The sequence below is a fragment of the Achromobacter sp. NPDC008082 genome, assembly GCF_042957345.1.
Classification (GTDB): domain Bacteria; phylum Pseudomonadota; class Gammaproteobacteria; order Burkholderiales; family Burkholderiaceae_B; genus Achromobacter; species Achromobacter kerstersii_A.
This window is the reverse complement of sequence record NZ_JBIBIB010000002.1, coordinates 566,193-589,333: the sequence shown is the minus strand read 5'-3', so window position 1 is coordinate 589,333 and position 23,141 is coordinate 566,193. Positions and strand designations below refer to the sequence as shown.

Sequence of the window (23,141 nt, the reverse complement as noted above, 5' to 3'; positions counted from 1 at the left end):
GATTTTCACAAGATGACTGACCTTTTCGGCATCCCTATACAGGCCTTGTTCGGCCAGCTATTACTGGGCCTGGTCAACGGTTCCTTCTATGCCATGTTGTCGCTCGGGCTTGCCGTGATCTTCGGGCTGCTGAACGTCATCAACTTCGCGCACGGCGCGCTCTACATGCTGGGCGCGTTCATCGCCTGGATGGGGCTGTCGTACCTGGGGTTGAACTACTGGATCATGCTGATCCTGGCGCCGCTGGTCGTGGGGCTGTTCGGCATACTGATCGAAAAACTATTGCTCAAGCATCTGTACAAGCTTGATCACCTTTACGGGCTGCTGCTGACCTTTGGCCTGACCTTGCTGATCGAAGGCCTGTTCCGCAGCTTCTACGGCGTATCGGGGCAACCTTACCCGACCCCCGAAGCGCTGCGTGGCGCAACCAACCTGGGCTTCATGATTCTGCCGAACTATCGCGGCTGGGTCGTGGCGGCGTCGGTGGTGGTCTGCCTGGCGACCTGGTTCGTCATTGAACGCACTCGCCTGGGCGCCCTGCTGCGCGCTGGCACCGAGAACCCGCGCCTGGTGGAAGCCTTTGGTGTGAACGTGCCGCGCATGATTACGCTGACCTACGGCTTCGGCGTGGCGCTGGCGGGCTTTGCCGGCGTGCTGGCCGCGCCCGTCTTGCAGATTTCGCCGCTGATGGGGTCCAACCTGATCATCGTCGTGTTCGCCGTGGTCGTGATCGGGGGCATGGGGTCCATCATGGGCGCCATCGTGACCGGGTTGGGGCTGGGCGTGATTGAAGGACTGACCAAGGTGTTCTGGCCCGAAGCGTCCAGCACCGTGGTGTTCATCATCATGGCCATCGTTCTGTTGATCCGCCCGGCCGGGCTGTTCGGAAAAGAAAAATGAATCGTCAATTCCTGGGCTATGCGGTACTGGCCGTCGTGGTGGCCGCTCTCCCCTTCCTGGGGGTGTACCCGATCTTCGCCATGAAGATCATGTGCTACGCGCTCTTTGCGTGCGCGTTCAACCTGCTCTTGGGCTTTACCGGGCTCTTGTCGTTCGGGCACGCCGCCTTCCTGGGCAGCGCGGCCTACGCGGCCGGGCACGCGATGAAGGTGTGGGGCTTTCCCACCGAGATCGGCCTGCTGTTCGGCGTGGGCGTGGCGGCGCTGCTGGGCTTGGCGATGGGCGCCATCGCCATTCGCCGCAGCGGCATCTACTTCGCGATGATCACGCTGGCGCTGGCGCAGATGGTGTTCTTCTTCTTCCTGCAAGCCAAGTTCACCGGTGGCGAAGACGGCCTGCAAAGCGTGCCGCGCGGCACCTTGCTGGGGATGCTGGATTTGTCCAAGGACATCAACCTGTACTACGTGGTGATGGCCATTTTCGTCCTGGGCTACTTCATCATCTGGCGCACGGTGAATTCGCCGTTCGGACAAGTGCTGCAAGCGCTGCGCGAAAACGAGCCGCGTGCGGTCTCGCTGGGCTATGACGTCGACCGCTTCAAGCTGCTGGCCTTCGTGCTGTCAGCCGCGCTGGCCGGGCTGGCCGGCGCCACCAAGACGCTGGTGTTCGTGTCGGCCACCTTGTCGGACGCCACCTGGCAGATGTCCGGGCTTGTGATCCTGATGACGCTGATCGGCGGGCTGGGCACGTTGACCGGCCCCATCCTGGGCGCCTTCATCGTGGTGCTGCTTGAGAACAAGGTGGGCGACTTCGGCCAGATGATGGCCAGCCTGACCGGCGTGGAATGGTTCCTGCGCCTGGGCGAATCGGTCACCATCGTGATCGGCCTGATCTTCGTCATCTGCGTGCTGGCCTTCCGGCGCGGCATCGTGGGCGAAGTCGGCGCGTTCATCGACCGCCGGCGCGCCGCCCGCGCCTGACCGGCTTACGCCTGACCCTGCTTGTCACCCGGACGGGGCCGCATCATGCGGCCCCGTTTGCATTAGAGCCGCCACAAGCGCCCGTACAATAAAACGCACCCAACCCAACAGGTGCCTGACCATGCGCAACCCGCATCCGCTCGCCCCCGTCTCTGCCGCTGTGGCCCTGGCCGCGGCGCTGCTTGCGTCTGCCGCGGCCCATGCCGCCGATCCTTCGGCAACGCCTGCCGCGGCCAAGACAGCAACCCCCACGTGTGAAGTCAACCGCCCCGTCCGCTTCAGCGGGCTGAACTGGGAGTCCAACCTGGTGTTGGCGGGCATCGAACGCTATGTGCTGGAACACGGCTACGGCTGCAAGACCTCGGTTGAAATCGGCGAAACGCTGCCGATGCTGGCCGCACTGCAACGCGGCGATGTGGACGTCACGCCCGAAGTCTGGCCCGGCCAGATCGAAGGCGCCTGGAAGAAGGCCCTGGCCAGCGGCAAGGTGCTGGGCGTGGGCCATGTGTATGACGCGGGCGAAGGCTGGTACGTGCCGCGCTACACCGTTGAACGCCATCCTGAACTGAAAGCCGCGTCCGACCTTGCGCGCATGAAAGACGTGTTCGCCGACCCCGAAGAACCGGGACGCGGCCGCATCTACGGCTGCCCCGCCGGCTGGGCCTGCGGCACCTTGAACGACAATCTGCTGCGCGCGCTGAAGCTGGATAAAGACTATTCGCTTTTCGCCCCGGGCTCGGGCGCGGCGCAGAAAGCGGCCATCGTGTCGGCCTACAAGCGCAAGCGCGATATCGTCTTTTATTACTGGACGCCCACGTCGCTGGTCGGTGCGCTAGACCTGGTGAAGCTGGAACTGCCCGCCTTCGACCAGACGGCATACACCTGCATGACCGACCCCAAATGCGCCAATCCCGTCGCCACAGAGTTCAAGCCCAATCCGGTCGTGACCGGCGTAAACGCGGCGTTTGCGAAGGACGCGCCCAAGATCGCGGAATTCCTTAGCAAGCTGACCGTGCCGGATGACGCCATCAACGCCACCTTGGGCTGGCTCGAAACGGAAGGCAAGGAACCCGAAGACGCCGCACGCTACTTCCTGAAGCAGTACGGCCCCGTCTGGCGGCAATGGATGCCGGCTGATGCCGCTGATCGCGTGCAGGCCGCATTGGCCCGTGAATGACGCACGAATGACGTGCGATGGCGCGCCAACCTTGCCCGCCGCCTCATGTATCCTGACGTTTCGGCGCCGCCCCGGTCATGCCCTGGTCATGCCCTGGTAATGCCCAGGCCTTGCCCCGGCTGCGTCACCCTACACAAGTGAAGGAAGATAAGCATGGACGCCCTGTATTGGCACAACGGTCACTGGACCACCGAAAACCCCAAACTGCTCGGCCCCGCCGACCACGCCTTCTGGATGGCCAGCATGGTCTTCGACGGCGCGCGCGCGTTCCGCGGCCTGACGCCTGACCTGGACCTGCACTGCCAGCGCGTCGTGCGCTCGGCTGAAAAGATGCTGATGAAGCCGCAGATCGATTGGGAAACGATCCAGAAGCTGTGCCTGGAAGCCGTGGCCAAATTCCCTGAAGGCACCGAGCTCTACATCAAGCCGATGTTCTATTGCGCCGACGGCTTCCTGCTGCCGGATGCCGACAAGACGCAGTTCGTGCTGCACGTGTTCAAAGTGCCGATGCCGGGCGAACAAGGTTTCTCGGCCTGCTTCTCGAGCTTTGCGCGCTCATGGCCGAACATGGCGCCCACCGACGCCAAGGCCTCCTGCCTGTACCCCAATGGCCAGCGCGCCATCCGCGAAGCCGCCGAAAAGGGTTTCGACAACGCCATCATGCTGGACGGCGCGGGCAACATCGCGGAATTCGCCACCAGCAATCTGTGGCTCGCCAAGAACGGCGTGGTGTCCACGCCGGTTGATAACGGCACGTTCCTGAACGGCATCACGCGCCGCCGCGTGCTGGCGCTGCTGAAGGCCGATGGCATTGAAGTGCAAGAGCGCAGCCTGACCCGCGCCGACGTCGAAGAAGCCGACGAAGTGTTCTCGTCCGGCAACTACGGCAAGGTGGTCCATGTGAACCGCGTGGAAGACCGCGCGCTGGAATACGGCCCGATGGCGCGCCGCGCTCACAAGCTGTACATGGACTACGCGGAAAGCACGGGCCGCAAGTAAGACAAAGGCCGGCGCAGTCAGCGAAAAAAAAGGGAAACACGCGTACGCTATCGGCTTCGCCCCAGAAGGCAGAGCCATGCACAGCAGACGCGATTTCCTGCGCACAAGCGCATCCCTGGCAGGCGCCGGCAGCGCGCTGGCGTTCTTGCCCGCTTCTATCCGGCGGGCGCTCGCCATCCCCGCCAACCACCGCACCGGCACGATTCGCGATGTTGAACACATCGTGATCTTCATGCAGGAAAACCGGTCGTTCGATCACTACTTCGGCGGGCTCGCCGGGGTACGAGGCTTCGGCGACCGCTTTCCGATTCCGGTGCCGGACAGCCCCGACTACCGGCATCGCACCGTCTGGGCGCAATACAACGACAAGCCTGACGAGGGCGCCCCGCGCAGCGTGCTGCCCTATCACCTGGACACGCGCGAAGCCTTCGAGACCTTGCGCGTCGCCAGCACGCCGCATACCTGGTCCAACGCGCAAGACGCCTGGGACGCAGGCCGCATGGGCCAGTGGCCTGCCGCCAAGAAGAATCATTCGATGGCGTACTACACCGACGCCGACATGCCTTTCCAGTACGCGATGGCGCGCGCCTTCACGGTGTGCGACGCCTATCACTGTTCGTTCACCGGCGGCACCAACACGAACCGGCTGTTCGTGTGGAGCGGCACCAACGATGGCGAGGGGCGCGGCAACGGCCCGGCGCTGGGCAACGTCTACAACAAGCTCAAGGGCGGTGACCCCGCCCGCGCCTACACGTGGACGACCTATCCCGAACGGCTGGAAGCCGCTGGCGTCAGCTGGCGCATCTACCAGAACATGGCGGACAACTACTCGCTGAACCCCACGGCGGGGTTCAAGGCATACCGCGATGCTTACCAAGGCGCACCCGGGTCGCTCGCGGCGCTGAAAGACAAGGCGCTGACGACACGCGATCTCGACATGCTGCGGCAAGACGTGCTGGATGGCGCGCTGCCGCAAGTGACGTGGATCTGCGCCACCAAGGCGGGCTCGGAACATCCCAGCCCGTCCAGCCCCGCGCAAGGCGCCGACTACACCGCGCGCGTGCTGGATGCGTTGACGGCCAACCCCGAGGTCTGGAGCAAGACCGTCCTGCTGCTGATGTTCGACGAGAACGACGGCTTTTTCGACCACATGCCGCCGCCTGCGCCGCCATCGCGCGACGCCTCGGGTGCGCTGGCGGGCGCGTCCACCGTGGACACACGGGGCGAATATCACGAGATCATCACCGGCGTGGAAAAAGATGACACGCCAGCCCATCTGCATGGCGTCTATGGGCTGGGGCCACGCGTCCCGATGTACGTGCTGTCGCCGTGGACCAAAGGCGGCTGGGTCAACTCGCAGGTGTTCGATCACACCTCGGTGTTGCGCTTTGTTGAGCAGCGCTTTGGCGTGGCCGAGACAAACATTTCGCCGTGGCGACGCGCCGTATGCGGTGACCTGACGTCGATCTTCGATTTCGCAAACCCCGACGCATCGGACTTGCTGCGCGCGTTTCCCGCCACGTCCGAACGTGCGGCGCAGGCGTCGGCATTGCCCGGCACCGTCGTTCCCCCCGCGCCCGTGCAGGCAGGGCTTGCGCGCCAGGCGCCCGGCACCCGGCCGTCGCGCGCGCTGCCCTATGCGCTGCATGTGCATGCGCGCGTTGATGGTGAACACGTCGCGCTGCAATTTCAGAATGCGGGCGCGGCAGGCGCTGTGCTGCACGTTTATGACCGCCTGCATCTGGAACGCGGCCCGCGCCGCTATACGGTCGAGGCAGGAAAACAGCTGGAAGGCCAATGGCTGACATCAGAGGACGACGGCCGCTACGACCTTTGGGTGCTGGGCCCGAATGGCTTTCACCGGCATTACACGGGCGCTGCGGTCACGCCCCCCGTCAGCCCCGCTACGGATGTCACGGCCATCACCCCCCACGCCGCGCCGCCGCTTGAAGCCATCGCCGCCTATGACACACCCGGTGCGTCCTTGCGGCTGTCGATACACAACCCGGGAACGCAGTCTCGCACGTTCCGCGTGGCCGCCAACGCTTATGAACACCCGCAGCAGGCCGACACGACGTTAGCGCCTGGGGCGTCCATTGACCTGTCCTGGGACATGGCGCGCACCGACGGCTGGTACGACGTCACCGTGCGCGATAATGACGCGCCCGCTTGGTCGCGCCGGTTTGCGGGCCGCATCGAGACTGGCGCCCCCTCCACCTCGGACCCCGCAATGGGCCAGGAACTGATCTTGCAATGGACACCGTTGGCATGAAACCGCCCGCCCCCTATGAAGATGCCGTGACCTTCCAGTTTGGCGACTCACCCGCGCTGGCCGACGAGTTGCTGGCGCTGGTACTGGCCGGCGCCAAAACGGCCACGTGCGGCGCACTTGCCCATTTCGACGACAACGAACCCGTGCCGCAGGCTGGCCGGCGCGATGTGGTGCTGGACGGCCAGGGCCGCCCGGCCTGCGTCATCGAAACCACCAGCGTGTTGATCCAGCGCTTTGACCAGGTGGACGAGGCGTTTGCGCTGGCAGAAGGCGAAGGCCCATTTGATGTCTGGCGCGATGCGCACATTGCCTACTTCGACCGCAACGGCGGCTATGCGCCAGACATGATGCTGGTGTGTGAACGCTTTCGCGTGGTGGAAGTCTTCGGGCGATAAAAAACCGGGCAGCGCCCGGTTTTTTTTTGGAAAGGACGGATGCGCGTCGCGTCAATCCTTGTCCGCGCCCTTGCCCAGGCCGAGATAGCTTTCGATGACTTTCGGGTCACCGGCCAGCTCACGCGCCGGGCCGTGCAGAATGACCTCGCCCGTTTCCAGCACGTAGCCGTAGTCGGCCACTTGCAACGCCGCGCGGGCGTTTTGTTCGACCAGCAGAATCGCCACACCCGTGTCGCGCAGGCGCGCGATGATGTGGAAGATTTCGCGCACGATACGCGGCGCCAAGCCAAGGCTGGGTTCATCCAGCATCAGCAAGGTGGGCTTGGCCATCAGCGCGCGGCCCACCGCCAGCATCTGGCGTTCACCGCCCGACAACGTGCCTGCCTGTTGCGCACGGCGTTCGCGCAAGCGCGGGAACAGGTCGAACACTTCGTTCAGCGTGTCGCGCCAGCCGGCCTCGCGGGCGCGGTAGCGGCGAAAGCCGCCCAGCAGCAGGTTGTCTTCCACGGACATGGTGCCGAACAATTCGCGGCGTTCCGGCACCAGCGACATGCCCGCCGCCACGCGGCGCTCGACCTGCCAGCTGGACACATCGGTACCCGCGTACTGCACAGTGCCTGCCGCATGGCCGGTCTGGGGCAAGGAACCCATCATGGCGTTCAGCATGGTGGATTTGCCGGCGCCGTTGGCGCCGATCACCGTCACGATGCTGCCAGCGGGCACGGTCAGCGTGGCGCCGACCAGCGCGCCCACCTTGCCGTAGCGGGCCGACAGATTGCTGACTTCAAGAACGGGTGTTTGCGCGGCGCTCATTGCACACCTCCTGCCGACACGGGCTTGGCCTGATCCGCTTCGGGCAGGTCGTCGTCGATGCCGCCCAGATAGGCTTCCAGCACCGCAGGGTTCTTTTGCACGTCGGCTGGCACGCCTTCGGCCAGCTTGGTGCCGAAATCCATCACCACAAGGTGGTTGGTCAGGCGCATCACAAAATCCATATCGTGTTCGACCAGCAGAATGCTCATGCCTTCCGCGCGCAGTTGCTCCAGCACCCGCGCCAGGTCTTGCTTTTCTTTGTAGCGCAGGCCGGCGGCGGGTTCGTCCAGCAACAGCAGCACCGGGTCGGACGCCAAGGCGCGCGCGATTTCCAGAATGCGTTGCTGGCCCAGCGCCAGATTGCCCGCCTGTTCGTACAGGTATTCACCCAGGCCCACGCGCTTGATCTGCTCGGCGGCTTCGTGCAGCAACTGTGCTTCGCGGGCGCGGTCCGAGTGCAAGGCGCCAGCCAGCACGCCGACGTCCGAGCGCAAGTGCGCGCCCAGGGCTACGTTCTCGAGCACGGTCATGCCCGGCAGCAGCTGCACGTGTTGGAACGTGCGGCCCACACCCAGCTTGGCGATCTCGCGCGCCGAACGGTTGTCGATGCGTTGGCCCATGAAGGTGACTTGACCACGCGTAACGGGCAACACGCCGCTGATCAGGTTGAAGGTTGTGCTCTTGCCGGCGCCGTTGGGACCGATCAGGCCCATGATTTCGCCGGAGCTGACCTTGAACGTGATGTCGTTGACGGCAACCAGACCGCCGAACTCTTTGCGGATGGCGTCCACTTCCAGCACCACCTGACCCGCTTGCGGACGTGCGCGCGTCGGCAAAGCCGGTGCGGGCGCGGGCGGCGCCAGATTGCGGCGCGAACCGTCGGCGCCCGTGATGCTGCCCCACCAGCCCGCCAGAATCGGCCACAGGCCGTTGCGGGCGTATTGCAGCATCAGGATCAGCAGCACGCCGAAGACGATCATCTCGAAGTTGGCGTTGGTGTCCAGCAGCTTGGGCAGCCAGTTCTGCAACTGGTCTTTCAGCACCAGGATGACGCTGGAACCGAGCAACGCGCCCCAGACATAGCCCGCACCGCCCACCACCGCCATGAACAGGTATTCAATACCGTAGTTCACGCCGAAGGGGCTGGGGCTGACGGCGCGCTGCATGTGCGCGTAGAGCCAGCCTGAAATGCACGCCAGCAACGCCGCCCACACGAAGATCACGACCTTGTACGCCGCCGTGTTCACGCCCATCGATTCGGCCATGCCCGCGCCGCTTTTCAGCGCGCGGATGGCGCGCCCCGGGCGCGAGTTCAGCAAGTTGCGGGTAGCCCACAGCGCCAACAGCACGAACACCCAGATCAGGTAATAAATGTGGCGGCCGTTGGCCAGCGACATCCCGAAGATGCTGATGGGTTCAATGCCGGCGATACCGTCGTGCTTGCCCAGCCAGTCGATGTTGCCGAACAGGAAATACAGCGACAGGCCCCAGGCGATGGTGCCCAGCGGCAGATAGTGGCCCGACAGGCGCAAAGTAATCGCGCCCAACAGATAGGCCACGACGGCGGTCAGGATCAGGCCGGCCGGCAGCGCCAGCCACGGGGATACGTCGTACTGCGTGGTCAGGAATGCGGTGGTGTAAGCGCCCAGGCCCACAAACGCGGCCTGGCCGAACGACGTCAAGCCCCCCACGCCGGTCAGCAGCACCAGACCCAGCACAACCAGGCTGGCCAGACCGATGTAATTAAGTTGCGTCACCCAGAACTCGGGCGTGACCGGCACCAGTGGCAGGCCCGCCAGGACGACGAGAAATACGGCAAGCAGAATGCGGTTCATGACGTTTATTCCTCTTCGTCCACGTGATGGGTGCTGAACGAACGCCAGACCAGAACCGGGATAATCAAGGTAAAGACGATCACTTCCTTATAGGCGCTGGCCCAGAAGGACGAGAAGGATTCCAGCACGCCCACCAGCAGCGAGCCGGCGGCCGCCACGGGGTAGCTGGCCAGGCCGCCGATGATGGCGCCCACAAAGCCCTTCAGGCCGATCAGGAAGCCGGTGTCGTAATACACGGTGGTGATCGGTGCGATCAGCATGCCGGACATGGCGCCAATGGCGGTGGCCAGCGTGAACGTCAGGCTGCCCGACATCGTGGTGCTGATGCCCACCAGACGCGCCCCGCGGCGGTTCACGGCGGTGGCGCGCAGCGCGCGGCCATACAGCGTCTTGCCGAAGAACAGCCACAGCGCAATGATGAGCAGCGCGCAGGTTGCCACCACGAACAGGCTTTGCGCGGACCAGACCATGAAGCCCAGATCCACCTGGCCGCTGACGAACGCCGGCGTGCGCCAGCCTTCCGCGCCAAAGAACACCAGCGCCAGACCCGTCAGCGCGAAGTGCACGGCAACCGAGACGATCAGCAGCACCAGCACGGTGGCTTCGGCCAGGGGCTGATAAACAATGCGATAGACCATCGGGCCCATCGGGATCACGAGCAACAGCGTCAGCAGCATGTTCAGCCACAGCGAGTTGTCGGGACCGGTGTAGCTCTTCGTCAGCCACAGCAGGGCCAGCGGCAGAACGACACAGGTGATCAGTGATTTGGGTACGCCCGCAAAGCTGCGGGTGCGCACGGCGCGCAGCAGCTCAAGCACCAGGCAGACCGCGCCCAGCAGCGGCAGCAGATAGGCGGTGCCGGGCACCTTGCCATCCACGAGCATGGCGAGGGTCAGGGCGCCAAACGCCACGAACTCGCCCTGGGGAATGAAAATGACGCGCGTAACGGCGAAAACCAGCACCAGAGCCATGCCCAGAAGAGCATAGATGGCGCCGTTGACGACACCGTCTTGCAGCAGAATCAGCGCAATAGAGGAATCCATCTAACAACCTTATTGATTCTTGGTGTTCCGACCCCACCCGGAACACTGATACGACACACCGGCCGGATAGGCCGGTGCGAAGCATTGCTCAGGTGCCGCAAGACTGGCGCCATGAATGGACGCCGCCTTGCGTTCTGCACCCGTGGATCGGGCAATCCTGGGGAATTACAGGCCGGGCTGGTAGACCCACTTGCCGCCTTCAACCTTGACGATGACGCGCGAACGCTCGTCAAAGCCAGCGTGGTCGGTGGGCGACATGTTGAACACGCCTTGCGAGGCGGCCAGATCCTTCACGCCTTCCAGCGCGTCGCGCATGGCGACGCGGAATTCCGGCGTGCCGGGCTTGGCGCCGGTCTTCAGCGCAACCGGCAATGCTGCCACAACCAGTTGACCGGCGTCCCACATGTGGCCGCCGAACGTGTTGGTGGAGCCGGCGCCGTTGGCCTTCTCGTAGGTTTCAACGTAGGCCAGGGCCGACTTCTTCACCGGGTTGCTATCCGGCAATTGGGCGGCGACCAGCAGCGGACCGGCCGGCAGGTACATGCCGTCGCAATCCTTGCCGCACACGCGCAGCACGTCGTTGTTGGCGGCGCCGTGGGTTTGGTAGATGGTGCCGCCGTAGTTGCGAGCCTTCAGTTCCTTTTGCGGCAAGGCGGACGGGGTGCCCGCGCCAGCGATCAGGATGGCGTCCGGCTTTGCGCCGACCAGCTTGAGCACCTGGCCCGTCACGCTGGTGTCGGTACGGCTGTATTTTTCGATGGCGACGATTTCGATGCCCTTGGCCTTGGCGGCCTTTTGCATCACGTCGAGCCAGCCGTCGCCATAGGCGTCGGCAAAGCCGATGAAGCCCAGCGTCTTGACCTTGGATTTGGACATGGCGTCAGCCAGAGCGCCGGCCATCAGGGCGTCGTTCTGCGGGGTCTTGAAGACCCAGCGGCGCTTGTCGTCAACCGGTTCAACGATCTTGGCGCTGGCGGCCACGCTGATCATCGGCACCTTGGCTTCGGCGGCCACGTCGACCATGGCCAGCGAGCCCGGCGTCACGGACGTGCCGATCAGCACATCGACCTTGTCGTCGGAGGCCAGTTTGCGCGAGTTCTTGACGGCTTGCGTGGTGTCGGTGGCGTCGTCCAGGACGATCCATTCGATCTTCTGGCCGGCCACTTCCTTGGGCAGCAGCGCCACGGTATTGCGTTCGGGAATACCCAGCGATGCAGCGGGGCCGGTGCTGGACACCGTGACGCCGACTTTGACCTGAGCGCTCGCCAGGAGCGGCAGAGCCAGGGCGAAAGCGGCAGCCGCCGCGGACAAGCCGAAGTGCTTGCGCATATTTTTTGTCTCCTGTGGTGGCTCTTATGTGCCTCGATTGAGGCGAAGCGAGCCTAGTTAAAGTTATACAGAAAAAAATATTATAGGGTTAAAACAGTATCAGATGACTACGCGCAACTCCGGTAAATCCCTGATGTGCTACAGAAACCTTGATTCAGCAAACGCATTCGTTAATGGCGAACTTGTACTAGAAAAACTTTTGGCGCGTCAGTTGGGGGATTCCCTTGGAAGTGCGGAGCATGCCCTAAACGGGTGGGGCCGCCCGTTACGGTCCTGTCACCGCACGAATGGCGCCCGCTGCCACCGGCAAGGGGTTAGCGCTTAACGCATAACGCATAACGGTCAACGGCCAGGCGCCTAGTCCTAGCGGCCCAGCATCGGCCAGACGCGTTCAACGCGGGACGCCACCCACGCGGCCACCACTGCTTTCACCAAGTCGCCCGGCAGAAACACCGCCACGGCCGTGGCCGCCTTGGGCAAGCCCATCTTGGTAACCGAGGCCAGCCACGGCACACCAAAGGCGTAGACCACGACGATGCCGCCCACGATGCAGGCGAGCACGTAGCCCACCAGTTTTGCCCATGTGCCCGTTGCGCTGCCCGCCAACAAACGCGCCAGCCAGCCCGTGACAAAAGCGCCCACCACCATGCCAATCAGGAAACCGCCCGTGGGCCCAAGAAACGCGCCCAATCCGCCCCGGCCGCCCGGCAACACCGGCAGGCCGATCGCCGCCAGCACCAGATAAAGCAGGCAAGCCAGCGCGCCGCGCAGAGGCCCCAGCATCGCGCCAGCCAGCATGGCGCCCAGCGTTTGCAGCGTGATCGGCACCGGAATGCCCGGCAGGGGAATCGGCGGCATCAGGCTCAAGACGACGATCAACGCCGCGAACAGCGCGATCAGTACGGTGTTATTGGATTTCATGGTCTTACCTTCTAGAGGGTCAATCCGAACACGCAGCGGTCAAGGGCTGCGCGCATCGATGGCTTCGGCCACTTCCTGGGCGCGCTTGAGCGTCAGCACGATCAGGGGCACGATCAGGGCGACGGGGTGTGCGCCCAGGCCGCGAGCCGCTTGCGCTTCGCGGATTTCCTGAAAATTCCGCCAGATTTCTGGCACGAAACGCAAAGCCAGGGCCAGCGCCAGCGCCACCTTGCCGGCATCCACCAGGCCAATGCGTTCCAGCGGCTTCAGCACACGTTCACAGACGTCGATCAGGTCAGACGTCCGAGTCGCCAGCGTGACGGCCAGCGCCAGGCCCACCATGGCGCCCACGCGCAACACCACGGCCAGCGCGTCAATCCAGCCTTGAAACCATCCCGTAAACAGACCCACCGCCAGCAGCACCCAGAGCAGCCCGCGCACCTGGCGCCAGACGGCTCGCGCCGTAACGCCCGTGGACCAGACGAGGATGGCGGCCAGCGCAAACGCCAGGCCCAGCCAGCGCGGGTCGCGCAGCACGAACAGCCCCGCCCCGGCCGCGACCAGCGCGGCCAGCTTCAGCCACGCCGGCAGCCGGTGCAGCGGCGACCGGCCGGCGACGTATAGCGGCTCCATCATGCGCAGTGCTCCCGATACCAGCGCAGGGCGGCGGCCGGCGCATCGTCGGCGGCGATGCCGCCGTCACGCACGACCAGCACACGGTCGAAATCTTCCAGCAGTTCCAGATCATGGCTCACGACGATGGCATCGTGCGGCAGCTCGGCAATGGCGCGGCGCACGCGGTTGCGGTTGCGTAAGTCCAGTTGTGTGGTGGGTTCGTCAAAGACAATCAACGCGGGCTCCATGACCAGCACGGCCGCCAGCGCCACCAGTTGGCGTTCACCGCCCGACAGCGTGTGGCTGGTGCGATCGGCCAGATGCCCCACGCCCAAAGTGGCCAATTGGGCATCGATGCGCGTTTCTCGCAGCGCCTTGTCCCGTTCCAGATTTTTCAGGCCAAACGCCAGATCTTCCCGCACGATCGGGAAGACAATCTGATTTTCGGGGTTTTGGAAAACGAATCCGACTTGGCGGCGCACGGCTTTCAAATCATGCCGGGTATCCAGGCCATTGACTCGGACGCTTCCGGCTGAGGGCAGCACCAGACCATTGATCAGCCGGGCCAGCGTGCTCTTTCCAGCACCATTGGGGCCGACGATGCCAATGCGGCGTTCGGCCAGGGTTACGCTCACCCCGCGCAACACTTCTGCCTGGGGCGTAGCCACTACCGCCTGGTCAAACTCGATTAACATGGGGCGGAATTATGCCCGAACCATTTCGGGCATCGGGACTCCAAGAGCTGATATGGAAAAAGTACGCAAAACCGACGCCGAATGGCGTGCACAACTTTCCCCCGAAGAATACGTGGTCACCCGTCAAAAGGGTACCGAACGCGCGTTCACCGGGCGTTACTGGAATACGACCACGCCGGGCATCTACCGCTGCGTAGGCTGTGGCACGGCGCTCTTCGCATCCGACACCAAATTCGACGCCGGCTGCGGCTGGCCCAGCTACTTCCAGCCGCTGGACCCGGAACTGGTTCGCGAAGAACGCGACGTCAGCCACGGCATGGTGCGCACCGAAGTGCTGTGCAACGTCTGCGACTCGCATCTGGGACACGTCTTCCCCGACGGCCCGGAACCCACCGGGCTGCGCTATTGCATCAATTCCCTGTCGATGACGTTTGAACCCATAGAAGACTGAATGAAGAAGTTTCTGTTCGACCTGTTCCCGCTGTTCCTGTTCTTCATTGCCTATCGGTACACGGACATCTTCATCGCCACGGGCGTCGCCATGGCGGCGGCGGTGTTGCAGATTATCTGGCTGAAGGCCACGGGCCGCCCCACCGAAGCCATGCACTGGATCAACCTCACCGTGATCCTGGTGTTTGGCGGCGCCACGATCTGGCTGCACAGTGACGTCTTCATCAAGTGGAAGCCCACCGTGCTGTATTGGCTGTTTGGCGGCGCGCTGTTGTTTGCCCGCTTGCTGTTTGGCCGCAACCTGATCCGCCGCCTGATGGAAAAGCAGATCCAGTTGCCCGATGCCACCTGGGACAAGCTGAACCTGGTGTGGGCAGCCTTCTTCCTCGTCGCTGGCGCGCTGAACCTGTATGTGGCGTTTTCCGGCCACTTCACCGAATCGCAATGGGTGAGCTTCAAGGCATTTGGCCTGATGGGCCTGATGGTCGTCTTCGTGATTGGCCAGTCGGTGTGGCTGGGCAAGCACATCCAGACGGACGAAAACGCCGGCTCCGGCCCCCCGCCCTCCAAGCCCTGATCCGCCAGACGGCCTAATAAACCCTCGGCGCGCGCCAACCGCTGCGCGCGCCGGAACTTTCATATTGCCGCCATGTCAGACACCACCGATCGCATCGCCCTGATCCGGGAGCGCCTAGCCGCCCTGGAACCCCTCACTTTGGACATTCTGGACGACTCGCATTTGCATGCCGGCCACGAAGGCAGTAAAAACGGCGCCGGCCATTATCGCGTGCACATCGTGGCGCCTTGCTTTGCAGGGCTCTCCGCCGTGGCGCGCCATAGGCTGGTGTATCATCATTTGCAAGATTTGATCCCCTATCCGATTCATGCGCTTGCGCTAGATGCCCAGGCTCCCAAATAGAAAGTAAAAGGATATTCATGAAACGCATCGTCATGCTGGCTGCGGCCTGCGTCATCGCCGTGCCTGCTTTCGCGCAGAACGTGGCCACCGTTAACGGCAAGGCCATTCCGCAAAAGAATTTGGATCAATTCGTCAAGCTGCTGGTCAGCCAAGGCGCGACCGATTCGCCGCAACTGCGCGAACAGGTCAAGCAGGAAATGATCAACCGCCAAATCTTCGTGCAAGCCGCTGAATCCAGCGGCATCGCCAAGCAGGCCGACGTTCAGACCGAGATCGAACTGGCCCGCCAAGGCATCCTGGTCCGCGCCCTGATGGCCGACTACCTGGCCAAGAACCCGGTGTCGGACGCCAAGGTCACGGCGGAATACGAGAAGATCAAGAAGGAACAAGCCGGCAAGATGGAATACAAGGTCCGTCATATCCTCGTCGAAGACGAGAAGACGGCCAATGACCTGCTGGCTCAGATCAAGAGCAACAAGAACAAGTTCGACGATCTGGCCAAGAAGAACTCGAAGGACCCCGGCAGCGCCGAAAAGGGTGGCGATCTGGGTTGGGCTCCCCCGACCAACTACGTCCAGCCGTTCGCGCAAGCTGTGACCCAACTGAAGAAGGGCGAACTGGTCGACAAGCCGGTCCAAACCCAATTCGGCTGGCACATCATCAAGGTTGAGGACACCCGCCCGGTGGAATTCCCGCCGCTGGATCAAGTCCGTCCGCAACTGGAAGAAATGCTGCGCCAGCAAACCCTGGCCGACTACCAGAAGCAACTGCGCGACAAGGCCAAGATTCAGTAAGCCTGCGCCAGACCCCAAACTGCCCGCCGATGCGGGCAGTTTTTTTTCGCCTGTGCGGTTCGGGGGGGCAACGCCTCAAAACAAAAAGCTGCGCGCCCTGGGGCGTGCAGCTTTGGCTACGACATCCCCAACAGTTCTTTCAATGCATCTTCGTCCAGCACGGTCACGCCCAGTTCCTGCGCCTTGGTGAGCTTGCTGCCCGCCTCAGCGCCTGCCACCAGATAGGCCGTTTTCTTGGACACCGAGCCGCTGACTTTGCCGCCCGCGGCCTGGATGTGCATCGACGCCTCTTCGCGCGTCCAGTTGGGCAGCGTGCCGGTCAGCACAAAGGTCTTGCCCGCCAGCGTCGTGTCTTGCGGCGCAGCCTCGGCAACGGGATTCACGCCTTGCGCCTTCAACTGCTCGATCACATCGCGGTTGTGCTGTTCGGCAAAGAAGCGGCGGATGGATGCGGCCACCACCGGCCCCACGTCCGGCACCGACGACAAGGCGTCTTCGTCGGCATCCATGATGGCGTCAATGCTGCCGAAATGCCGCGCCACGTCGCGCGCCGTGGTTTCGCCCACATGGCGGATGCCCAGCGCGAAGAGCAGACGGTTCAGACCCGGCGCACGCGCCTTGTCGATGGCCGCCACCAGGTTGTCGGCAGATTTCTGGCCCATGCGGTCCAGCCCCACCAGTTCCAGCGGACGCAGGCTGAACAGGTCGGCCAGCGTCTTGACGCGGCCGCTGTCGACCAGTTGGTCCACCAGCTTTTCGCCCAGCCCTTCGATGTCCAGCGCCTTGCGGCTGGCGGCGTGCCACAGCGTCTGCTTGCGCTGCGCGCCGCAGAACAGGCCGCCGGTGCACCGAGCGATGGTTTCATCTTCCAGCCGTTCGATGGCCGAGCCGCAGACCGGGCAGGCCGTGGGCATGACGAATTCCTGCGCGTCGTCGGGCCGCTTTTCCAGCACGGGCCCCAGCACTTCGGGAATTACGTCGCCCGCACGGCGCACGATGACGGTATCGCCCTTGCGTACATCCTTGCGGCGGATCTCGTCTTCGTTGTGCAAGGTGGCGTTGGTGACAGTGACGCCGCCCACGAACACGGGCTTCAGCCTCGCGACCGGCGTAATGGCGCCCGTGCGGCCCACCTGCACTTCAATATCCAGCAACGTCGTCGTGGCTTCTTCGGCGGCGAACTTGTGCGCCAGCGCGAAGCGCGGCGCGCGCGCCACAAAGCCCAACACCTTCTGGGCGGGCAGCGAATCCACTTTGTAGACCACGCCGTCAATGTCGTAGGGCAAGGTCGGACGCATCGCACCGACCTTGGCATAGAAGGCCATCAGGCCTTCGGAGCCCGTCGCGCGATGGTTATGCATCAGGTTGACCGGCAAGCCCAGCTCATGCAGCCAGGCCAGCATTGCGCCGTGTGATTTCTCGGGCAATTGCGAGGCTTGCCCCGCGCCTGCCGAAGCTTCGTCGAAGAGACCGCTTTGCGTGCCAGGCAGGCCCTGCACCTCGCCCCAACCGTAGGCGAAGAATCGCAAGGGCCGCTTGGCGGTGATGCGAGGGTCAAGCTGGCGCAAGCTGCCAGCCGCGGCGTTGCGCGGATTGACGAAGACCTTCTCGTCGCGCTTGGCTTGGGCCACGTTCAGCTTTTCGAAGTCGGCGCGGTTCATCAGCACTTCGCCGCGCACTTCCAGCACCTTCGGGGCCGCGCCCTTCAGTTGCAGCGGAATCGCCTTGATCGTACGGATGTTGGACGTGACGTCTTCGCCTGTCTGGCCATCGCCGCGCGTTGCGGCTTGCACCAGACGGCCATCCTCGTAGCGCAGGCTGATCGCCAGCCCGTCCAGCTTCAGTTCACAGAAGTAATCGGCTTGCTGCGCCGGGCCCAAGAGGCCCGCGCCACGCAGCGTATCCGTCACGCGGCGGTCGAACGCCGCGACTTCTTCTTCGTCGAACGCGTTATTCAGCGACAGCATCGGCACGGCGTGACGCACGCTGCCGAAGGCGGATACCGGCGCCGCGCCCACGCGTTGCGTGGGGGATTCGGGCGTAACCAGTTCAGGGTGCTCGGCCTCAAGGGCTTCAAGCTGGCGCATCAGGCCGTCGTACTCGGCATCCGAGATCGACGGCTCGTCGTAGACGTAATAGCGGACGTTGTGCTGCTCAAGTTCGGCGCGCAGGCGCGCTGCGGTTTGGGCCGCATTTTCCCCTTCGGACTTGCTGCTCATTAAGCAAACACCCGTTGAGCACGCTCGCTTCCGGCGGGCAGGCCCGCTTGCTCAAGCTGTTCGAACAGCACTTGCAGCCGTTCGTCGATCACCGTTTCCGACCCGTCCGCCAGCGGCTTGCCCTGGTCATCAACCAGTTCGGCACGCAGGCGCGAGGCCAGGTCGCGGCCCACATCAACCATGCGGCCAAAGGCGCGGGTATCGGCGGGTGCGCACGGCACATCCAGCAGCAGGTACAGGCGTTCAATGCCGCCCATGCCCGCGTCGAACGCGGCGCCATCGGCGCGCGCCAGGGTGAAGCGGGTGACGCCATTTTCAGCAGGCCAGGCCAGGCGGTTGCCATCCGACACGAAGCCGGAATCGCGCGCAACGGCCAGCACTTCGGCGGCGGGCTGGGCTGCGCCCAGCAATAAGGTCAGGCCAACCTGGGTGTCCAGTGCGGCGCAGGTGTCGTCCAGGCGAGCGCCCTGCTCCAGCACGGCTTGCTGGTCCGGGCCTTCGATGGTGGCGTCGAAACGTTCGGCCATATCCTGGGCACGCGCCCAGGCTTGCGACCATTCGATGGCGGTCAGCGGGCCGCTGCGGTTGGCGAGCAACACGGCCAGTTGCATGGACGCGTAGGACTCGCCGGCATGCACGCGCGCACGATGGCGGCGCTGGTCGGTTTCGGCGAACACGCGCATGGGCTTGCGGCCCACGTGACGCAGGCTCTGCATGTAGGGCAACAGATCCGCGCCGCGCACGGGTTCCGCGAAATTGATTTCGATGACCACTTCGCAAGCGGGATCGGGTTCTTCGGCGTCGTCGGCATCGCTGCCCGGATCAACCGGGGCGGGCTGGCCGGGCGCGCGCGGGGCGTCGCCGCCCATGCCGGGTTCACGGCGGCTTGTGGCCGTGGCGGACGCTGCCGCCGAGCCGGCCGCAGCCCCTGCGCCAGCACCCAGCAACGGATCTTGTTCAGAGGTGGGGAAATGGCTCTGCATCTTGCGCCGGACGCGCCGATCCTGCCACCAGTTGAATCCCAGCACCAGCAGTATCAGCAAGACGCCCAGGGCGATCAGCCCAATCTGCAAATCACTCATGTGTAAATCCCGCGCCGGGAGGGCGGCGCCATTCTAAATATTGGGGGTTATGCCGCTTCGGAGGCCATCATTTGCACGGCCGAATCTATATCTACCGCAACGATACGCGAAACCCCTTGCTCTTGCATGGTTACACCGATCAGTTGCTTGGCCATCTGCATGGCGATCTTGTTGTGCGAAATGAACAGGAATTGGGTTTGCTCGCTCATGTTGGCGACCAGGTTGGCGTAGCGTTCAGTGTTGGCGTCGTCCAGCGGCGCGTCCACTTCGTCCAGCAAGCAGAACGGCGCCGGATTCAGTTTGAACAGCGCGAACACCAGCGCAGTCGCGGTCAGCGCTTTTTCGCCGCCGGACAAAAGGTGAATCGTGCTGTTGCGCTTGCCGGGCGGCTGGGCCATCACCTGCACGCCCGCGTCGAGAATTTCCTCGCCGGTCATGCTGAGCTTGGCCTCGCCGCCGCCAAAGAGCTTGGGGAAGAGCTCACCGAAGTGGCCGTTCACGATGTTGAACGTCTCTTGCAGCAGCTCGCGGGTTTCGCGGTCGATCTTGCGGATGGCGTCTTCCAGGGTCTCGATGGCGGTCATCAAGTCCTGGTGTTGCGAATCCAGGAAGCCCTTGCGTTCGCGTGACGTGTTCAATTCGTCCAGCGCCGCCAGGTTGACCGAACCCAGCGATTCGATCTGGCGCGAGATACGCCCCACTTCCTGTTGCAGCCAGCTGGCGCGGCGCCATTCGTCGGGCCTATTGGCCAGGTCTTGCGCCAGCGCCTCGCGGTCGACTTCACGCGCGTTCAGCTGTTCGGTGAACTGCTCTTCGGCCAGACGGGCCGCCTGTTCCTGCAACTGCAATTCCATGATGCGCGCACGGCGCGGTTCCAGCGTCTGCTCTTGCTGCTGGCGGTCTTCGTCGGCGCCGCGCAGCAAGGCGGCCAGATTTTCCATTTCCTGGCGCGCGCGCGACAGCGCTTCTTCGCGTTCGGCGCGCGCTTCCAGCGCATCTTGCAGGCCAGCCTGGGACGCGGATGCGTCCAGCTCAACCAGGTCGCCCATCAGTTGTTCGAGTTCGACCGTGCCGCGCTGGCTTTGGTCGGCGGCCAATTGCTGATTACGCTGCAAGTCGGTGATGCGGACCTGGATGCCGCGCTCGGCGAATTCCGCTTCCTGTGCGGCGCGCTCCAGTTCACGCAAACGCGTGCGGGCGGCTTCGGCCTGGGCGGCCAGCGTTTCGCCGTCGATTTCGGCATCGGCAAAACGGGATTGATGTTCGGCCAGCTCTTCGTCCAGCGTCTCGAAGCGGGCTTCGGCCTCTTCGCGAGTGGCGCGCAGGTCTTCTTCCTGAACCTTGATTTCTTCCAGGTCTTGCCGCAAGCGCGAGGCGCGTTCGCCAGATTGCTCGGCTTGCTGTTGCAGCCGCGAGTGCTCCAGCTGGATGTCATGCACCCGGCGCGTGACCTCGGCCACGCGCGTGCGCGCCGGGGCGATGGCCTGCGACACTTGCTGCCAGGCCGCTTCAGCCCGGGCAACCGCGGCGCGCGCCTGATCGGCGATCAGTTGCTGCGCCTTGATCTCGCGTTGCAGATTTTCGATTTCCTGCTGGCGCGCCAGCAGGCCGGCTTGTTCGGAATCCGGCGCGTAGAAGCGCACGCTGTGCGCGTCGATCAGGTGGCCGGCCTTGACCACGCAGGCGCTGCCGGCGGGCAAGGTTGCACGCATGGCCAGGGCCTGCGTCACATCGGTGGCGGTGTAAATACCGGCCAGCCAGTCGTTCAGCAACGTACGCAGGTCAGGGTCGGTGATGCGCAGCAAGCTGGCCAGCGGCGTCAGGCCGGCGGGCGCGGGCGGCGTCGGGGCCGCCACGGGCAATTGATAGAACGCTAGCCGGGCGGGCGGCGCGTCTTCAGCGAAAGCGCGGGCCCAATCCAGGTTGCGCACTTCCATCGACGCCATGCGTTCGCGCAGCGCGGATTCCAGGGCGGTTTCCCAACCCGGCTCGACATGCAGCTTCTGCCACAGGCGCGACAGCCCGGCGAGTTCGTGCTTGGCCAGCCAGGGTTCCAGCGCCCCCTGCTTCTGCACGTCTTCCTGCAACTTCACCAGCGCGGACAGGCGGGCTTCCAAGCGCGCCAGATTCTGGGCGTCGGTCTGGGCGGCGGCCTGGGCGCGGCTGCGTTCGGCATCCGCTTCCGGCACACGGCCTTCCAGCGTGGCCAGTTCTTCCTGCGCCTCTTCCAGCTGGTCTTCGCCGGCCAGGCGGTCGCCGGCCAGTTGTTCCAGGCGGATGGGGTCCGGGGCGTGCAATTCGCGCAGTTCCTGCTGCAGCCGTTCGCGGCGCTGCTCCAGGACCTGCATTTGGCGGTCGGCATCGCGCTGGGTCTGCGCGACCAGCGCCAGATTCTGTTCAACGCGGGCCAGGGCGGCGCGCATCTCGTCGCGGCCAGACGCGGCTTCGCGCACGCGCTGCTCGACCGAGGGTAAGCCCGCCTGGGCGTCTTCCGCCGCGGCGCGCGCTTCTTCCGTGCGGGCGGCGGCGGCGGCCAGGTCGTCTTCGGCCTGGGCGATCTGTTCGGTGCAGTGCTCGCGCTGGCTGGTCCATTCCGCGATCTGCTGCTGAAGCTGGTCGCGGCGGGACTGCAAGCGGTTGCGCGAATCCACCACATGGCGGATTTCGGCTTCCAGGCGGCTGACCTGGGCATTGGCTTCGTACAGCGCGCCTTGGGCGGTGTGGACGGCGTCGCTGGCCGCATAGTGAGCCTGACGCCGGGATTCCAGCGCGGCCTCGCCCGCCCGCAGGCCGGCAATGGCGGATTCGAGCTCGTTTTGGGCCTGCGCCATTTCCTGGGCTTTCTTGGCGCGCTCTTCGCGCGCCCCGGTTTCCTTCAGGAACCACAGGGAATGCTGCTTCTTTTCGCCGTCGGCCTGCAATTCGCGATAGCGCGTGGCCACTTCGGCCTGCGCCTCAAGCTTTTCCAGCTGGCTGTTCAGTTCGCGCAGAATGTCTTCCACGCGGGTCAGGTTTTCGCGCGTGTCGGACAGGCGGTTTTCGGTCTCGCGGCGGCGCTCTTTGTAGCGCGACACCCCGGCCGCTTCTTCCAGGAACACCCGCAGTTCTTCAGGGCGCGCCTCGATCAGGCGGTTGATCATGCCCTGCCCGATGATGGCGTACCCACGTGCGCCCAGGCCAGTGCCCAGGAAGATGTCGTGGATGTCGCGGCGGCGGACTTGCTGGTTGTTGACGAAGTAGCTGCTGGTGCCGTCGCGGGTCAACACGCGGCGCACGGCGATTTCGGCGTAGGTGCTCCACTGGCCGGCGGCGCGCCCTTCGCTGTTGTCGAACACCATTTCCACCGAGGCCCGCGCCGCGGGCTTGCGGTTGCCGGAGCCATTGAAAATGACGTCCTGCATGGACTCGCCGCGCAGTTCCGAGGCCTTGGCCTCGCCCAGCACCCAGCGCACCGCGTCAATGATGTTCGATTTCCCGCAGCCATTGGGACCCACCACGCCCACCAATTGGCTGGGCACGGGGATCACGGTGGGATCAACGAAGGACTTGAAGCCGGCGAGTTTTAGCTGAGTGAGACGCACAGTACGATGACGACGGGGTGGGTTGAACGAAAGGCGTTAACGGACCTGCCGCATAGATTGCAAACCGGCCCATCAAGGGCCGGCTCACATATGGGTCGTATGATACCGCAGGCAGTCTGTCC

Annotated in this window: 20 protein-coding genes; 10 read left to right on the top strand and 10 right to left on the bottom strand. The window is 64.3% G+C overall.

Going from position 1 to position 23,141, the window contains the following annotated elements; genetic code table 11:
• Positions 1-12 precede the first annotated feature (12 nt).
• The 6 genes from ACFZAI_RS09715 to ACFZAI_RS09690 all read left to right on the top strand — a co-directional run bounded on the left by ACFZAI_RS09715 (position 13) and on the right by ACFZAI_RS09690 (position 6,723).
• Positions 13-900 carry a branched-chain amino acid ABC transporter permease gene (locus ACFZAI_RS09715; RefSeq protein ID WP_054424084.1) on the top strand — a complete coding sequence of 296 codons (888 nt, stop codon included), beginning with the start codon at positions 13-15 and terminating at the stop codon, positions 898-900.
• Entirely contained in the window at positions 897-1,880 is a 984-nt protein-coding gene (locus tag ACFZAI_RS09710; RefSeq protein WP_391566711.1) for a branched-chain amino acid ABC transporter permease, read from the top strand. The genes ACFZAI_RS09715 and ACFZAI_RS09710 overlap by 4 nt, the downstream gene beginning before the upstream one ends.
• Positions 1,881-2,001: 121 nt before the next feature.
• Positions 2,002-3,057: an ABC transporter substrate-binding protein gene (locus ACFZAI_RS09705; protein ID WP_391566710.1), complete on the top strand. Its 1,056-nt coding sequence runs from the start codon at positions 2,002-2,004 to the stop codon at positions 3,055-3,057.
• 153 nt (positions 3,058-3,210) lie between these two features.
• Entirely contained in the window at positions 3,211-4,056 is an 846-nt protein-coding gene (locus ACFZAI_RS09700) for a branched-chain amino acid aminotransferase (protein ID WP_391566709.1), read from the top strand.
• 76 nt (positions 4,057-4,132) lie between these two features.
• Positions 4,133-6,328 (top strand): phosphocholine-specific phospholipase C, encoded by a 2,196-nt coding sequence (locus ACFZAI_RS09695; protein WP_391566708.1) that lies wholly within the window; start codon positions 4,133-4,135, stop codon positions 6,326-6,328.
• On the top strand, positions 6,325-6,723 hold the full coding sequence (locus ACFZAI_RS09690; protein ID WP_391566707.1) for an ASCH domain-containing protein: 399 nt from the start codon (positions 6,325-6,327) through the stop codon (positions 6,721-6,723). Before ACFZAI_RS09695 ends, ACFZAI_RS09690 begins: the two co-directional genes overlap by 4 nt.
• Before the next feature lie 51 nt (positions 6,724-6,774).
• On the opposite strand, the gene ACFZAI_RS09685 is transcribed toward ACFZAI_RS09690, so the two are convergent.
• The 7 genes from ACFZAI_RS09685 to ACFZAI_RS09655 form a co-directional block, all read right to left on the bottom strand.
• Positions 6,775-7,536 (bottom strand): ABC transporter ATP-binding protein, encoded by a 762-nt coding sequence (locus ACFZAI_RS09685; protein ID WP_391566706.1) that lies wholly within the window; start codon positions 7,534-7,536, stop codon positions 6,775-6,777.
• Complete coding sequence (locus ACFZAI_RS09680; protein ID WP_391566705.1) at positions 7,533-9,371, bottom strand: ATP-binding cassette domain-containing protein; 1,839 nt, start codon at positions 9,369-9,371, stop codon at positions 7,533-7,535. Before ACFZAI_RS09680 ends, ACFZAI_RS09685 begins: the two co-directional genes overlap by 4 nt.
• A gap of 5 nt (positions 9,372-9,376) precedes the next feature.
• Entirely contained in the window at positions 9,377-10,414 is a 1,038-nt protein-coding gene (locus ACFZAI_RS09675) for a branched-chain amino acid ABC transporter permease (RefSeq protein WP_391566704.1), read from the bottom strand.
• A 165-nt stretch (positions 10,415-10,579) separates the two neighbouring features.
• A complete protein-coding gene (locus ACFZAI_RS09670; RefSeq protein WP_391566703.1) occupies positions 10,580-11,743 on the bottom strand; it encodes an ABC transporter substrate-binding protein in 1,164 nt (387 codons plus the stop codon).
• A gap of 363 nt (positions 11,744-12,106) precedes the next feature.
• Positions 12,107-12,664 carry a biotin transporter BioY gene (locus tag ACFZAI_RS09665; protein ID WP_391566702.1) on the bottom strand — a complete coding sequence of 186 codons (558 nt, stop codon included), beginning with the start codon at positions 12,662-12,664 and terminating at the stop codon, positions 12,107-12,109.
• 39 nt (positions 12,665-12,703) lie between these two features.
• The gene (locus ACFZAI_RS09660) at positions 12,704-13,300 is read right to left on the bottom strand and encodes an energy-coupling factor transporter transmembrane component T family protein (RefSeq protein WP_391566701.1); all 597 of its coding nucleotides are present in this window, start codon (positions 13,298-13,300) and stop codon (positions 12,704-12,706) included.
• The gene (locus tag ACFZAI_RS09655; protein ID WP_391566700.1) at positions 13,297-13,974 is read right to left on the bottom strand and encodes an energy-coupling factor ABC transporter ATP-binding protein; all 678 of its coding nucleotides are present in this window, start codon (positions 13,972-13,974) and stop codon (positions 13,297-13,299) included. The genes ACFZAI_RS09660 and ACFZAI_RS09655 overlap by 4 nt, the downstream gene beginning before the upstream one ends.
• Positions 13,975-14,026: 52 nt before the next feature.
• Between ACFZAI_RS09655 and msrB the strand changes: the two genes are divergently transcribed.
• The 4 genes from msrB to ACFZAI_RS09635 all read left to right on the top strand — a co-directional run bounded on the left by msrB (position 14,027) and on the right by ACFZAI_RS09635 (position 16,137).
• A complete protein-coding gene (gene msrB, locus ACFZAI_RS09650; RefSeq protein ID WP_391566699.1) occupies positions 14,027-14,425 on the top strand; it encodes a peptide-methionine (R)-S-oxide reductase MsrB in 399 nt (132 codons plus the stop codon).
• Entirely contained in the window at positions 14,426-15,001 is a 576-nt protein-coding gene (locus tag ACFZAI_RS09645) for a septation protein A (protein WP_391566698.1), read from the top strand.
• A gap of 72 nt (positions 15,002-15,073) precedes the next feature.
• Positions 15,074-15,343 (top strand): BolA family transcriptional regulator, encoded by a 270-nt coding sequence (locus tag ACFZAI_RS09640; RefSeq protein WP_054424111.1) that lies wholly within the window; start codon positions 15,074-15,076, stop codon positions 15,341-15,343.
• 17 nt (positions 15,344-15,360) lie between these two features.
• Positions 15,361-16,137, top strand: coding sequence for a peptidylprolyl isomerase (locus ACFZAI_RS09635; protein WP_054424114.1), 777 nt, complete (start codon positions 15,361-15,363; stop codon positions 16,135-16,137).
• Positions 16,138-16,253: 116 nt separating this feature from the next.
• Here ACFZAI_RS09635 and ligA read toward each other — a convergent pair whose 3' ends face one another.
• Genes ligA through smc form a run of 3 tightly spaced genes read right to left on the bottom strand, consistent with a single transcriptional unit; the run spans position 16,254 to position 23,019 of the window.
• Positions 16,254-18,356: an NAD-dependent DNA ligase LigA gene (ligA, locus tag ACFZAI_RS09630; RefSeq protein WP_391566697.1), complete on the bottom strand. Its 2,103-nt coding sequence runs from the start codon at positions 18,354-18,356 to the stop codon at positions 16,254-16,256.
• Positions 18,356-19,438: a cell division protein ZipA C-terminal FtsZ-binding domain-containing protein gene (locus ACFZAI_RS09625; protein ID WP_391566696.1), complete on the bottom strand. Its 1,083-nt coding sequence runs from the start codon at positions 19,436-19,438 to the stop codon at positions 18,356-18,358. The genes ligA and ACFZAI_RS09625 overlap by 1 nt, the downstream gene beginning before the upstream one ends.
• A gap of 47 nt (positions 19,439-19,485) precedes the next feature.
• The gene (gene smc, locus ACFZAI_RS09620) at positions 19,486-23,019 is read right to left on the bottom strand and encodes a chromosome segregation protein SMC (protein WP_391566695.1); all 3,534 of its coding nucleotides are present in this window, start codon (positions 23,017-23,019) and stop codon (positions 19,486-19,488) included.
• Positions 23,020-23,141: the final 122 nt, after the last annotated feature.